This is a genomic window from Paenibacillus sp. FSL H7-689 (genome assembly GCF_000517905.1).
GTDB lineage: Bacteria > Bacillota > Bacilli > Paenibacillales > Paenibacillaceae > Paenibacillus > Paenibacillus amylolyticus.
The window spans coordinates 91,394-105,605 of record NZ_ASPU01000054.1 but is presented as its reverse complement, the minus strand read 5'-3'; the positions used below and the strand labels follow the sequence as shown (position 1 = coordinate 105,605).

Genomic DNA, 14,212 nt, shown 5'->3' with positions numbered 1-14,212 from the left:
CCTTACTCAAAATACCCAAATGTACCAACAGTGTCAGACTCAGCGATCCAAACGCTGTCCATCCACCTTAATATCCGTCCGTCTCACGACTCTGTTTCTTCGCTTGCTCCACGCTTGGTTCATGTTTCGGTTGGACCGTTGTACTATCATCGGTTGGAACAGAGGCCAGCCCTTCAGCCACACGACGACCATAATCGGCATCGGCTTGGGTAAAATGAGAGATCATGCGCTCCCGGATATCCGGTTTGCATTGCGCCAAAGCCCCGACCATGTTGCTGACCAACTCATCCCGCTCCCAATCTTCGAACGCCCGGTACGTATCACCCGCTTGTCCAAAGTCATTGGTACGCTCAATCTTCTCGCGGACAAGTCGGCCTTCCACCAGTGGTTCATGTTCCTTACCACGTGGGGGTGCTTCTTTTAACCCACCGAGCGATGAAGGCTCATAGTTCACATGCGGATTCTGCCCCGGTGCACGATCCACTTGATACTGCATCTGTCCGCCGCTCTGATTCGTGGCTACCCGATTTTTCGGTGCATTCACAGGCAGTTGCAGATAGTTCGCACCCACCCGGTGACGCTGGGTATCCGAATAGGAGAAGGTGCGTCCTTGCAGCAGTTTGTCATCTGAGAAATCCAGCCCGTCCACCAAGACACCTGTGCCGAACGCCGCTTGCTCCACTTCATTGAAATAATCTTCGGGATTACGATTCAACGTCATTTTGCCCACAGGTAGAAAAGGGAACTGATCCTGCGGCCATAGCTTGGTTGGGTCCAGCGGGTCGAAATCCAACTCCGGATGCTCGCCGTCCTCCATCACTTGAACGCACAGCTCCCATTCGGGATACTCCCCTTTTTCAATAGCGTGATACAGGTCCAATGTCGCATGATTGAAGTTCTGTCCTTGAATCTCGCTCGCGTCTTTTTGCAGCAGGTTGCGTATCCCTTGATTGAGCGGTTCCCAGTGGTATTTGATGAGTACGCCCGTGCCTTCCTGATTGACCCATTTATATGTATTGACGCCCGAGCCTTGCATCTGCCGATAATTCGCTGGAATGCCCCATGGAGAGAAGAGGAATGTCACCATATGGGTAGCTTCAGGACTTAGCGATACAAAGTCGAAAAACCGCTCCATATCCTGTGCATTGGTCAACGGGTCTGGCTTGAAGGCGTGTACCATATCCGGGAATTTGAGCGGGTCACGAATGAAAAAGATTTTCAGATTGTTACCCACCAGATCCCAGTTGCCATCTTCGGTATAGAATTTTACAGCAAATCCGCGCGGGTCCCGCAGGGTCTCCGGTGAATGTCCACCATGTATAACGGTAGAGAAGCGAACGAACACGGGCGTTAGTTTGCCTTTTTCCTGAAATAGACGTGCACGTGTGTACTTCGATACCGGTTCATCCCCGGCCGTTCCATACGCTTCAAATACGCCATGAGCACCAGCACCACGGGCATGGACCACACGTTCCGGAATACGTTCACGGTCGAAGTGAGTAATTTTTTCGAGAAAATGATAGTTCTCCAGCGTAGTCGGTCCCCGGCTGCCAACGGTTCGTACATTCTGATTGTCCGTAATGGGATGCCCTTGTCGATCCGTTAATGTCTCAGCTGATTTGTCTGAGGAATGCTCTGGTTGTGAAGACTGATGATTCATGGAGTGGAGCACCGCCTTTCCTTAAAGTGGATTCCTGTATATATTTTCCCTGAAAATTGGTTCTATACATTAAACCTCGCAAATAATCTCGTAAAAAAAGCTTGTCACCCGCTTCATCGCGTGAGATAATTAACTTTTGCCCTGCGGCCTTTTTTGAACGGAAAATGAAAGAGGACCGCGTCTAAGAATGGAGGCTGACCTAGGATTGTCTACACAACGTTATCCTTTTGCATATGATCCGGCTGAACCTTTTGTATCCCGTCTCGGGGAATGGGTTGCCGATGTTTTTTACGATATTTTGCCAGAGTTCGGCTTCGAGGTACGGGATGAACAGATTTTTATGGCGTACCAGCTCGAACGGGCCTATGGAGATAAAAAGACCATTATGGCGGAGGCCGGTGTCGGAACAGGCAAGACGTTAGTCTATCTGCTCTACGCGGTCTGTTATGCACGTTATACGGGCAAACCGGCGGTGATCGCCTGTGCCGATGAGTCCTTGATTGAACAGCTTGTGAAGCCCGGTGGAGATATTGCGAAGCTGGCTGCACATCTGGACTTGGAAGTGGACGCACGTCTGGGCAAATCACCGGACCAATACGTTTGCTTGAACAAATTAAGTGCAATGCGATTTGCGGATGAGGATGCGCCTGTTATTGAAGAAGTGCATGAGAGCCTTCCGGATTTTGTGAATACCCCGGGTACACTTCAGGCCTTCCATCCGTATGGTGACCGCAAACAGTATCCACATCTGAACGATCGTCAGTGGAATAAGATCAACTGGGACCCGTTCCAGGATTGTTTTGTTTGTCCTAAAAGACAACGCTGCGGCCTGACGCTGTCGCGTGACCATTACCGTCGTTCTAAAGACATCATCATCTGTTCCCATGATTATTACATGGAGCATGTGTGGACCTATGATGCGCGCAAACGCGAGGGCCAACTGCCACTCCTGCCTGATCACAGTTCAGTTGTATTTGATGAAGGACATTTGCTGGAAGAAGCAGCCCTGAACGCACTGAGCTACAAGCTGAAACACCGCATTTTCGAGGAACTCGTCACTCGCCTGTTAGAAGGAGAGATTCGTGAATCCCTCGCGGAGTGTGTGGATGAAGCGATTGAGAGCAGTGAGCGACTGTTTGCGTTGCTGGATACGTATACGGTCGCGATCCCTGGTTCGGAACGGAAAGAAGTTCGGGTAGAGCCGCCACTGCTACGTGAGATTGAACGTCTGACGAGTGTGCTGGATGCGATCGGTGAGGAACTGGTATTTGAGAGCGGATTGTTCTCGCTGGATGGTTACCAGATGCGTGTTGTGGAAGAACATCTCGATATGATTCAGTCTGCGCTTGCCTTGTTCCGCAAGGAAGATGGTTACATCTGTTGGGCGGAAGAGAGCGAGGATGAGACGACCTTATCGATCATGCCGCGCACCGTGAAGGAAATGCTGAACGAGCGTGTGTTCAACACAGGTATTCCAATCGTGTTCTCCTCTGCCACGTTATCTGTGGACAGTTCATTCCGTTATGTGGCGGACAGCCTGGGCATTGATGATTTTGTATCATTCTCGGTGGCTTCTCCGTATGATTATGCGGACAAAATGAAGATGAAAATTACCGATGAAGCTATACCGGGTCACCCGGAGAACGAAAATCGCATGCGTGATGCGGTGTCGTTACTTCAGGAGAGTGGAGGACGTGCGCTGGTTCTGTTCCGTACGATGGAAGAGCTACGTGCGTTCAAGCAGGACATCGTTCATGTACCTGAAGCAGAAGGTTTGCGCTTTATGTATGAGGGCGACCGGGAGATCAGTGATCTGATTGCGGCGTTCCAGCAGGATGAGGAGAGTGTGCTATGCTCCGTTAATCTGTGGGAAGGACTGGACGTTCCAGGTCCGTCATTATCCAATGTCATGATCTGGTCGCTTCCGTATCCACCACAGGACCCTGTCTTCAATGCAAAACGCAGTGCGTCGGCAGCACCATACGAAGAGATCGATCTTCCGTATATGCTCCTGCGTGTGAAGCAAGGTCTTGGACGTCTGATTCGGACAAGCACCGATTCCGGTTCTGCGGTCATTCTCGATGAATCGCTGTATACCAAAAAGGAAGCCAAAGACCGCATTGCGGCCCTGCTTCCCGAAGGTGTGGAATGGACAACCCTGACACACTAACTAGCTTACGTTAAATGTTCTTGCTTTATTTTTGATGATAAGGTTTCTTGCCAAAATAAGTTCTTGTTCTCTGCGGATTCACCATCCGTATGTGAGCAAGAGCTTATTTTTTGTTTTGATGGTTCCTTCAATGTACTTCTCTTCCCTTTTTTTCGAGGGGTTTTCCCTCGCTCCTCGCTACCAATCGCTCCAACATTCTAACGAACCTACCGCACCTTATTAGGGTGATAATGAAGAGATGTAAATTCTAACGAATCTCAGTAACGTTATCCCGCCGAAAATAGCTCTTAAGCCTGTAAATCGACCGAATTTGGAGAAATAACGTCGCTGTGATTCGTTACACGTCAGACCTGCGCAAATAGGAGCGAATAGCGTGTGTCAGGTTCATTAGAACCAATGACCAATGAGCGCTAATAAGGGAGGGCCTCTGTCATGCTAATGACTTATGGGAGATGGAAGCCCCTTTTTGATGTGTACAGATTTTTGCTGTGTTAAAAAATACCCATGCTAAGATACCGTTCCCCGGTATCCGGCGCAATGCAGAGCACCCGGTGCCCCGGCCCCAGTTCCTTCGCAATGCGAAGGGAGGCCCACACCGAAGCGCCAGAGGAAGGGCCGAGCAACAGCCCTTCCCGGGCAGCAAGCTGCCGCATCGTATCCAGTGCGTCCTCATCGGACACCTGGATGATGGCATCCCATACGTCGGTATTCAGGATGTCCGGAATGAACCCCGGACTTGTACCGACGAGCTTGTGTGGTCCGGGCTCGCCACCGGACAACACCGGAGAACCTTTGGGCTCCACCGCATAGATGCGGATGTCAGGTAACTGCTTACGCAGTTCTTCCCCGGTGCCAGTAATGGTTCCGCCGGTTCCCGCCGTAGCGATGAAGGCGTCCAGCCTGCCATCCATCTGCTGCATAATCTCGGGAGCCGTCGTGATCCGGTGAATGTCCGGGTTCGCCGGATTCTCGAATTGCTGCGGAATGAAACTTCCTGGAATGTCTGCTTGAAGTTCTTTCGCTTTGCGAATCGCACCAGGCATCCGCTCCGCAGCAGGGGTGAGCACCACATCTGCGCCATAGGCTTTCAGAATGTTGATGCGCTCCTTGGACATATTGTCCGGCATAATCAGAATGGCTTTATATCCTTTGGCGGCGGCATTCATCGCAAGACCAATACCGGTATTTCCGCTCGTCGGTTCAATAATGGTAGCACCAGGGAGCAAGTGTCCCGCAAGTTCAGCCTGAACGATCAGATTGTATGCGGCACGGTCTTTGACGCTGCCACTCGGGTTAAAGTATTCCAGTTTCACGTATACGTCAGCGGAGTCGCTGCCTGTGAGTCTGTTCAGTTTAACGGCAGGTGTCTGGCCGATCAGTTTTGTTACATCTGCGGCAATGCCTGTATGTGCGGGTGTTTGTTTAATCGAATGTGTATTCAAATCCATGAAGTACAACTCCTTGATTGATAAGACGTTGAGAGTATATCCGGTTGAAATCAATTCATGCCTTATTGGAACGGTTGGATATATCTATTCCATCTTAATGAACGTAACCTTCCGTGGTCAACTTGTTTTGCTGGGGAATGGGTTCTATATTGTCAGAGTTGTATCAAGTCTGCGCCAAGTCCATCTGCAGATGCCGACTGAGTTCTTTTTTGACTTCATTACGTGCGAATGTCCACAGCATATAGAACCGTTGCCGATACCCTCTGCACATATACAGAGTTTCGATACCCTCGGCTTCCCGTTTCTCTTCCAGTACTTTGACACCGCGGGTTCTCATCTGTTTACGAAGGGCCAACATCTCCTTGAGCACATTGTTTTGAATGCGGGTCAGCGACAGAATGTAGACTTCGGGCATCTTCAGCAGCAACGTATCCAGTGTGTGAATATCTCGTTCAAGTACATCCAGCAATAGCGTGCGCACAACCAGACCTTTAATCAGACGATGGTCTTCATCCGCAGGGGATGGGGCGGAAGTTGAGGATGTCATATGTTCACTTCCTTAACCTTTAATTGGAATTTTATATTTACAGAACATGTGTTCCTATATTATAATCAATATATGTAATGGAGATACACAATACAACCGAGAAATATTGGAAGCACACATTATCGCATTTTCCTAAAGGTACAGATAGTGAGTGAGGCTAGGGATTTAGGGACAAGCCTGCTCCAAAATAAGGTATAATTTATGGGTTTTGCAGGAAACCTAAGGCCATAAACCAAATAAACCTTATGCAATGCAGTCTGCTACAGAAGTAATTACAAGCAATGAATTACTGCAATGAATTGCTATTACGATTATGATCATGATTTAAGGATGTCTTGCCTTAACACAATGGCACCAGGTCAACGAGTAGAAGCAGTTTTATTTTAGCGAAAATGAGCAACAAAAAAGCCCCTGCCTTGGGCGGCGGGGCCTATGGAATACTGCCGATTCAGCGGCAGGTTTGATGATGTGTTCAGGAATTATGCAAGATATTGAGGCTTTTCGTAGAACGCCTCTTTTTCAAGGATGACCTTATAAGGTCTTTCCTTGCCCTTCAGGGAGGGCCCAATGGTAGTTAGCGGTACGGCCGGCTTGTGGAAACGATCTTCTTCCTTGGGTTCCGGAACCGGTCGTGATGATTCGGGCGCAGAACTGAGGCGTACCTTTTTTTCGCTGCCCCAGCGCTTGCTTATTTTTTTCGTTTCCGGTTTCATTCCGGTTCGCCTCCTAACAAATCGTTGATGGCGTTGAACAGTTGACGATTCTGTAGGTCAATCTGCTGAAATACCGCCTCATCCGCTTCAATATGTCCAATAATGTGAACGGTGATAACATACCTCTTGGCTACAGGATAGCATAGCAGATACTCTTTCTCAAGGTAATCATCATACAGGTTAATCTTGATTTTATTCTCCCGGTAAGAATCAATCACCAGGATGCGCTTGGGATCATCCGGTTGTTTGTCGTCGTTAGCGGACAAGTCATACTTTCTCCCCGGTTCTCCAACATTACCACATAATTGCTCGATGTAACCACTGTCATCTGTACGGTATATGGCTGTGCCACGTACAGCGAATGGAGGATGAGAGACAAAGGCAGTACGTAAGGCATCGCTCATTCGCTCCAGCATCTTGGCATCTGCTTTGCGGGTACGCAGCAATTCCCTAAAGAACCGCAGCAACTTAAGCAGTTGTAACCTTGCTTCTCCCTCAGTGCGTTTATGCTTCTCAATGATGTTCTCCAATTCTGGATCACTCCAGCGTCCTTGTTCCTCAATACTGTCTGCGATTTTGGAACATGCCACGGACACGGCTGGTGCCCACTTTCCGTCAGAACGGATTTCATATACGAGTGGATTTAACCCCAGCAGATCTGTGGGCATACGCAATCCTTCGACCTTGGTTGTGTCCTTGATGTCTGTAATATCCTCAGGAAGAATGAAAAAAATACGTTTTCGTCCCAGACGACCCATAAACAGACCCATTTCCAGCATTGTATTATCCCGGACTGACGCGTAGTACTTCCCGCGAATTTTGGATATATCATCCGGATGAAAAATAAAAATGGCAAAGTCAGTCGTACGGACCTCTACTTCCAGATCGTCCATGGTATAGCTACTTGGATTAAAAACCCCGGAATACCAAGGGGTAACTTCGGCTGAAAAACGTAAGTTTTCGTGTACTGCGGCTGCAATCGGCTTCGCTTCCAGCGAGCAGCCAATAAAGACTCTTGGCTTTAACGTTTTCATCAATCCGCCTCGCTTAAACGGTAGTGGGATTCAATTGTTATATTATACCATAAACAGCAGAGTAAGTCTGGAAACGTCTGAACTGGACAAAGAATAAGCCGATTACGTTTGCTATAGTGTATGTGTGAAAGGAAAATGATTCCTTTAAAAAGCGCAAGAAAATAAAAAAAGGCCCCAATTTGTCACAGTTGGGTGACTGACAGTTATTTTTGGAAGCTTTGGTCATAGAATAAAGGAGCAGGTTGCACCATTAGCAAGCATTGCTTATCCTGGTGTTGCCGTATGACTGCTGGAGCAGTCCAAAGGCTGCTTTATGCCTGTTTTTGAGGGGTCTACTGTTTAGACCCGGTCACGTTGGTGTTATATAATAGAAGAACAAGCAAGTTAGCTTTGGTGTTTAAACTGAATGAACTTGCAACTGCTGTAAGTTGGATTTACAATTTACACAGGAACGAAGAGTGCAGAACCCATCTGTAGAAGCGAAGCGTTCGTCTGAAAGCTTTTTGAATGAAAGCAGCTTCGGAAGCATAAGCTATCACCGGATTTTCCCCAGAGGGAAAATGGAATTCCAAAAATCCGGGGATAACCGCGATCAAAAGAGGGTACTGTAATCCAAGTGTAAGTGTACAATTAAATGTTCAAGCTTACGCATTGTAGTTATTTTTCAGTTTAACTGAGCACAGCTAACCACAACAGAACAGAAAGGATCAGGATACCATGAGTTCCCGAAGGACAATCTCCCCAAGGACGATCTGGAAACGTTACGATCTCTCATACACATAGCGCCCCTTGTAGAGTACACCAACCGGTTTCAAAAAAACGGCTGACTCTGCGAAAGAGGGGATTGGAATGAATATTCGAAGGACGTACACGATGATTTCTTCCAGGCTTACCTTTTGCAGGGTACGGTCGGTCTAAAAAACCAACCTACAAACTGCGAGGGAACCTGAATGAAGAGAACATCGTTAACCTTACAACACGTTAAAACAGAGGCGATCAAATTCGCCATTATGCTACTCGGTACATTTATTTTAGCTTTTGCTTATTATCACATTAACTTTCAGAATCATTTATCGGAGGGCGGATTTGTTGGTCTGGCCCTGCTCGGAAAATACGCAACAGGCTTATCACCTGCTATCGGTATGTTGTTACTGGACATTCCGGTCATGATCCTGGCTTGGTTCCTTAAAGGCTGGAAATTCATGATTCAGGCATTGCTTGGCGTCGGTGCATTTTCCCTATTCTATGACGGCTTTGAACGATACTCCACACTGGTATTGTCGTTTAACGGAAATCTGTGGATTCCGGCAGTTCTATCCGGTATATTGACAGGGGTAGGCGCTGGGATCGTGCTTCGATTCGGTGGAGCGACAGGTGGAGACGATATTCTCGCCGTGCTGGTTAGCCGCTGGAAGGGATGGAAGCTGGGAACAGTTTTCTTTGTCAGCGATGCTTTTGTATTGGGATTGTCGCTTTTCTTTCTTCCGGTAAAAGAAACTTTATATACGATTCTGGCCGTATGGATTGCCAGCAAAGTCATCACGTACGTCGTTAGTGTTCCGGCTCGCGGAACCGTGGTTACAACTTCGGCGGTGAAATTGCCGATGCCATCGGCTGCAGCCAAGGCAGTTAACGCTGCTGCTATTTCACAACGGACTACGGTGGCTAGAGGGGTATCCAATTAACCATACGTCTCAGAACAACCATAACCTGCATGCATCATATTCAGGTCTTGATAGTTAAAGTTCATACAAAAATCCCTTTTGACTGCTCTTCAGCAGCAAAAGGGATTTTGTTGTTTTCCGATTCATTCAGGGCTTGACCGAAGAAGCAATCTGACCATCCTGATTATGGATAATCGCTCGAATATTTTGTTTGCTACTCAGTTCTTTGGCCTTATCTACAGCTTCTGCCTTAGTATCAAATGTGGACAGATAGGTAGACTTTCCTTCTTCTTTGATCGCCCAACCGGAGTCGGTAGGCACGACATGGATGTTATCATGACTTTTGGACGAAGAGACGGGCTCGGAATGACGGCGCTCCCCAGAAGATGACTTGTTACGGTTGGAATTATCAGAAGAAGATGTGGAGTCCGATTTCGAATTTTCCGGTGCGGGATGATTTTCATCCCATTCTTCCGCCTTAGCTGTCGCTATAGCAATCGAGCGCCCTTCCTCATACCCGTCATCGAGCAGAGCATTGGCAATCTCAATTGCTTTATGTCTGACACGTGGTTCCAGATTCTTCATGGATACCGGATAATCCTGTTTGTTCCAAGGCATATGAACCCCTCCTGTACAATAATGGATTAGTTGTATATTACCCTGTGAGGAGAGGGATAAACGATGAACATCCGAGGTCGTAAGTGCATTTACCGATGATCTATATAAATTGAAATAAACATTTACACGAAACGGAGAGGACAGAAAAAACCTGAAGAAACGAAGTGTTCGCCTTTATCCCCGGATTTATCCCTTTATAAAAGGAATCAAAAAAATCTGGGGATAACAGCGATCGGAAGGTTGTTCTGTCATCGGAGTGTCCAGTGTAAATATTCTTTAGTTCAACTCATATAGAAGGATCTCGTTCCTATACTTTTGCAAGCCAGAGGAGTATAATGCTGTCCATGAAAGAAATAAGTTCAATAACAGGAATATAAAGGAGTACATACATATGTTTAGTCTTAGTCTGGCAATCCCTATGCTGTTCACTATGCTGATTCATGCCGCAGACAGCTTGTCATACGCGCTCCGCCTTGGTGGACTACGCACCCGCAGAATCGCGTTGGCCATTTCATTGGCAGGTATCTTGTTGTTGGTTTCTCGAACCTCGAATATGGCCCAGGGTCCGATGGTAGGTAATCTAGTGGATACTGCAACACGTGGAACCAATCCACACTTTGCGGCGCAGCTGCACTGGTTAATGGGTGCGGCAACAATTGGAACGGCATTAGCCATATTGTGTTTTCCAACTATGGTGAAGCTCTCATCAAGAATGGTTGTACATTTTGAAGCAGCCGGTTCCATCCCTGCGATGGTTCGCGGTATGCTGAAGCGAAGCAAGATTAGAAATGCAACGTATTACATCACCCCGCCATCCTGGAAGATGGCCAAACGATTGGTACAACATGGGATGCCAAGACGGTTAATGCTGCTTAATGTAGCGGTAACCGCAATCTATACCACAGGTGTCCTGTCCAGCTTATACGCAGCGTACCTTTACCCAGGGCAGGCTGTAGCTGCATCCCAATCAACCGGGTTAATTAACGGAATAGCGACTATTTTGTTAACCATCCTGATTGATCCGCGGATTTCCCTGCTTAGTGACAAATCATTACGTGGCGAGATCCGTTTGGATCGCATGAATCAGATTTATGGTTGCATGCTCGTATCCCGTTTATTCGGTACACTGTTGGCACAGTTGTTATTAATTCCATTTGCGTATTGGATCGGTTGGATTGTAAGTATGATGTGACTTCTTCTTTCCTGAATTGTAGCCAGGCACTCTCTTGTACCCCCTTTTGAAACAGCAAATGAGAGGGTGCCTGTGCAAAATGAATTGACGGAGTATTTGTGTTGTGATACTATTAGACCGAATAGTCGGTTTAATTTATGGAGGTTTTTCCAATCGAAGTTAAACGAAGAAAAGATGTTGCCCAGATAAAAAAAGACATTGCACGTAATACCAAGGAACTGTTTGCCCAAAAGGGATATAGTGCAACTTCCATGGAAGACATATGTACGATTAACAATCGGAGTAAAGGCAGCATCTATTATCATTTCAAAAGCAAAGAAGAGTTATTCATGTATCTAATCAAGCTTAACAATGAAGATTGGATGGATGCTTGGTTGGACAAAGAATCCGGGTATAAGACTGCCATAGACAAACTGTACGGACTTGCTGACCATTATGTAGATGATTTGGCTAACCCGCTGAATCACGCCATTAACGAGTTTGTCTCGGGTCAGGTCGTCAGTCAGGAGATGCTTGATGAGATGCTTTCCCTGATCCGAATTCCGTATGCGACATACGAGTCCATTATTACTAAAGGGATGGAAGATGGAGAGTTAAAACCGGATGACCCACAGGATGTAATGCACATCATCTACGGTCTGTTTAGCGGATTGACTACACTCTATTATGAGAAGGACCTGACAGATATTCGTCGTATTTACCACAAAGGCATGGCCAGTCTGCTGGCAGGTATTCAACAAGGTTAACCATGAAAAGCTGATGTAACGTCAGTTTTTCTTTTTAAATATTAATAAACCGGACAGTCGGTTTAAAAGAGGAGATGGCGAATGAACACATTGTTCAGAAACAAAGCTTTTTTAATCGTGACAGGGTCTGATCTGCTGCAAAATCTGGCGATATGGATCCGGAATATGGCGATCCTCTATTATGTGATGGATAGAACTCAGGGAAGTCCAATAGCCGTCTCGCTGATTACCGTACTTGAATATGCTCCGATTTTTGTTTTCTCCATCATTGGTGGTGCACTTGCTGATCGCTGGAATCCCAAACGTACGATGATACTGGGGGATATTCTGAGTGCGTTGTCTATTGTCATGATTATCGGTGTTTTATCTTCCGGGTATTGGCAGATTCTATACGTAGCCACGTTTGTATCCTCTATCGTTAGCCAGTTTTCTCAACCATCCTCTCTAAAGATTGTGAGGCGAAATGTAAAGGGAGAACATTTGCAGTCTGCAATTGCTATTACACAGAGTGGTCAATCGTTGTTTTTAATTCTCGGACCAATCGTTGGAACGTTTATATACACTGCAATGGGAATTCAGGCATCCATGTACGCATTACTCATTCTATTCCTGATCTCTGCGCTTCTACTCACATTGCTTCCTAAAGACGCCACCCAGCGGGAAACAAATACCTCATTATTAGCGGATATCAAAGAGTGGTGGCAATATGTTGCTCGATCTCGCTCGTTAAAAATGCTTAGTTTGGTATTCATCTGTATAGGGCTTTCTGCGGGTCTCATCAGCCCACTTGGAATATTTCTGATCACCGAACGTCTGGGACTTGAAGCAACGTCGTTACAGTTTCTCTCTGGAGCGTCCGGAATAGGTTTATTGATTGGAGGAGGTATTGCGGCTGCTGTAAGTGCCAAGCTGAACCAGACCTTAACTCTGCTTGTAGGTGTGCTGTGTCTGGCTGTAGCCACGATGGGGGAAGTGTTATCCAGTTGGTTCTGGTTGACCCTTTTGATCAGCTTCTTAAGCTCAATCAGTATGGCATTCATCAACGTCATCATCTCCACATACTTGGTCACTCGGATCGATGAGCATTTGATCGGGAGAGTGAATGGCACCATCACACCTTTATTCATAGGAAGTATGCTTCTTGGATCTTCCATGGCAGGTGTACTGATGAACAGCACATCCATTTTTATCGTCTACGCAATCTCGGTTACCGTGATGATCCTGGGTATTGTTCCAGCGATGCGAATTCAATTTCGTAATGATCAGACGGCTCCTGCCAATCAATTGAATTCGGAAATCTCTTCGAGCCAAACCTAATCAATGCATTCTTGTGCAACAATAGTTCGTCTATTAAAAACAAGAATGTACGACAAAAAAGCAGCGGGATCATCCCACTGCTTTTTTGTATTTGTATTATAACTTATTGGAAAAGGACGGCGTACTCACCGTAACCTTCTTTTTGCAAGTCTTCTTTGGGTACAAAACGAAGTGCAGCAGAGTTGATGCAATAACGCATTCCACCTGCTTCGGCAGGACCATCGTTGAACAGGTGACCCAGATGGGAATCACCCTCACGACTTCTCACTTCGGTACGAATCATGAAGTGGCTGAGATCGGTTTTTTCCTTCACGTTGTGGTCACGCAATGGACGTGTGAAGCTCGGCCAGCCGCAGCCGGAGTCGTATTTGTCGGTAGAACTGAACAATGGCTCGCCAGATACGATGTCCACATAGATACCATCACCGTGGTGATCCCAGAATTCGTTATGGAATGCAGGCTCGGTCGCGCTGTTCTGCGTAACTTCATATTGAAGCGGCGTCAAACGCTCTTTCAGCCCGTCTTTATCCACGTTACCGGTCCAGTTACGTTCGATGAAATCTACACGTCCAGAACCTTTGCTGTAGCGTTTGTAATGGGCAGGGTTCTTCCGGTGATAATTTTGATGATGTTCTTCCGCTTCATAGAACGGTTTGGCTGGCAAAATGGGTGTGAAGATTGGTTTGTCAAAACGTCCACTTTGTCCCAGCTCCGCTTTGGAAGCTTCCGCAATCTGGCGCTGCTCTTCACTGTGATAGAAGATAGCCGTCTGATAGGAAGATCCGCGGTCATGGAATTGTCCGCCTGTATCCGTAGGATCAATCTGCTGCCAGAACAGTTCAACCAGTTTCTTATAAGGGAAGATGGCAGGGTCAAACGTAATTTGTACAGCCTCTACATGTCCTGTTGTCTCCGAGCAGACCTCTTCATATGTTGGATTCTCGGTATGTCCTCCTGTATAACCCGATACGATCTTATGAATACCGGGCAGTTCTTCAAAGGGGGATACCATACACCAGAAGCATCCGCCTGCAAAAGTTGCTAACTCACTTGAATGTTGTTCCATGCTATAGTCACTCCATTTCTGATGAAGATTTAGCGCT

The 14,212-nt window shown here is 46.8% G+C and carries 12 protein-coding genes; 5 read left to right on the top strand and 7 right to left on the bottom strand.

Translation table 11 applies throughout. The features are described from left to right. Nucleotides 1–67: 67 nt before the first annotated feature. On the bottom strand, nt 68–1,660 hold the full coding sequence (locus tag C170_RS22975) for a catalase (RefSeq protein WP_036614478.1): 1,593 nt from the start codon (nt 1,658–1,660) through the stop codon (nt 68–70). Nucleotides 1,661–1,847: 187 nt separating this feature from the next. Here C170_RS22975 and C170_RS22970 point away from each other — a divergent pair, with 187 nt between their 5' ends. Further along, nucleotides 1,848–3,830, top strand: coding sequence for an ATP-dependent DNA helicase (locus tag C170_RS22970; RefSeq protein WP_036614475.1), 1,983 nt, complete (start codon nt 1,848–1,850; stop codon nt 3,828–3,830). Between the two features lie 491 nt (nt 3,831–4,321). Here C170_RS22970 and cysK read toward each other — a convergent pair whose 3' ends face one another. The 4 genes from cysK to C170_RS22950 all read right to left on the bottom strand — a co-directional run bounded on the left by cysK (nt 4,322) and on the right by C170_RS22950 (nt 7,572). Continuing rightward, nucleotides 4,322–5,278, bottom strand: coding sequence for a cysteine synthase A (cysK, locus tag C170_RS22965; protein ID WP_051447361.1), 957 nt, complete (start codon nt 5,276–5,278; stop codon nt 4,322–4,324). Between the two features lie 163 nt (nt 5,279–5,441). Next, nucleotides 5,442–5,825, bottom strand: coding sequence for a hypothetical protein (locus C170_RS22960; RefSeq protein WP_036614473.1), 384 nt, complete (start codon nt 5,823–5,825; stop codon nt 5,442–5,444). Between the two features lie 479 nt (nt 5,826–6,304). Beyond that, complete coding sequence (locus C170_RS22955; protein WP_017687536.1) at nt 6,305–6,538, bottom strand: hypothetical protein; 234 nt, start codon at nt 6,536–6,538, stop codon at nt 6,305–6,307. Beyond that, the gene (locus C170_RS22950) at nt 6,535–7,572 is read right to left on the bottom strand and encodes a nucleotide-binding protein (RefSeq protein WP_051447360.1); all 1,038 of its coding nucleotides are present in this window, start codon (nt 7,570–7,572) and stop codon (nt 6,535–6,537) included. Before C170_RS22950 ends, C170_RS22955 begins: the two co-directional genes overlap by 4 nt. A 950-nt stretch (nt 7,573–8,522) precedes the next feature. Between C170_RS22950 and C170_RS22945 the strand changes: the two genes are divergently transcribed. Then, nucleotides 8,523–9,257, top strand: a complete 735-nt coding sequence (locus C170_RS22945; protein ID WP_036614465.1) for a YitT family protein — start codon at nt 8,523–8,525, stop codon at nt 9,255–9,257. A 126-nt stretch (nt 9,258–9,383) separates the two neighbouring features. Here C170_RS22945 and C170_RS22940 read toward each other — a convergent pair whose 3' ends face one another. Beyond that, entirely contained in the window at nt 9,384–9,854 is a 471-nt protein-coding gene (locus C170_RS22940; RefSeq protein ID WP_036614463.1) for a DUF2188 domain-containing protein, read from the bottom strand. Nucleotides 9,855–10,245: 391 nt separating this feature from the next. On the opposite strand from C170_RS22940, the gene C170_RS22935 reads away from it, so the two are divergent. From C170_RS22935 to C170_RS22925, 3 genes are all read left to right on the top strand, one after another. Further along, complete coding sequence (locus C170_RS22935) at nt 10,246–11,046, top strand: lipid II flippase Amj family protein (protein ID WP_036614460.1); 801 nt, start codon at nt 10,246–10,248, stop codon at nt 11,044–11,046. A gap of 137 nt (nt 11,047–11,183) precedes the next feature. Continuing rightward, a complete protein-coding gene (locus C170_RS22930) occupies nt 11,184–11,792 on the top strand; it encodes a TetR/AcrR family transcriptional regulator (RefSeq protein WP_036614459.1) in 609 nt (202 codons plus the stop codon). 81 nt (nt 11,793–11,873) lie between these two features. Further along, nucleotides 11,874–13,109, top strand: a complete 1,236-nt coding sequence (locus C170_RS22925; protein WP_036614456.1) for an MFS transporter — start codon at nt 11,874–11,876, stop codon at nt 13,107–13,109. Between the two features lie 103 nt (nt 13,110–13,212). On the opposite strand, the gene msrA is transcribed toward C170_RS22925, so the two are convergent. Then, nucleotides 13,213–14,175: a peptide-methionine (S)-S-oxide reductase MsrA gene (msrA, locus tag C170_RS22920; protein WP_036614455.1), complete on the bottom strand. Its 963-nt coding sequence runs from the start codon at nt 14,173–14,175 to the stop codon at nt 13,213–13,215. Nucleotides 14,176–14,212: the final 37 nt, after the last annotated feature.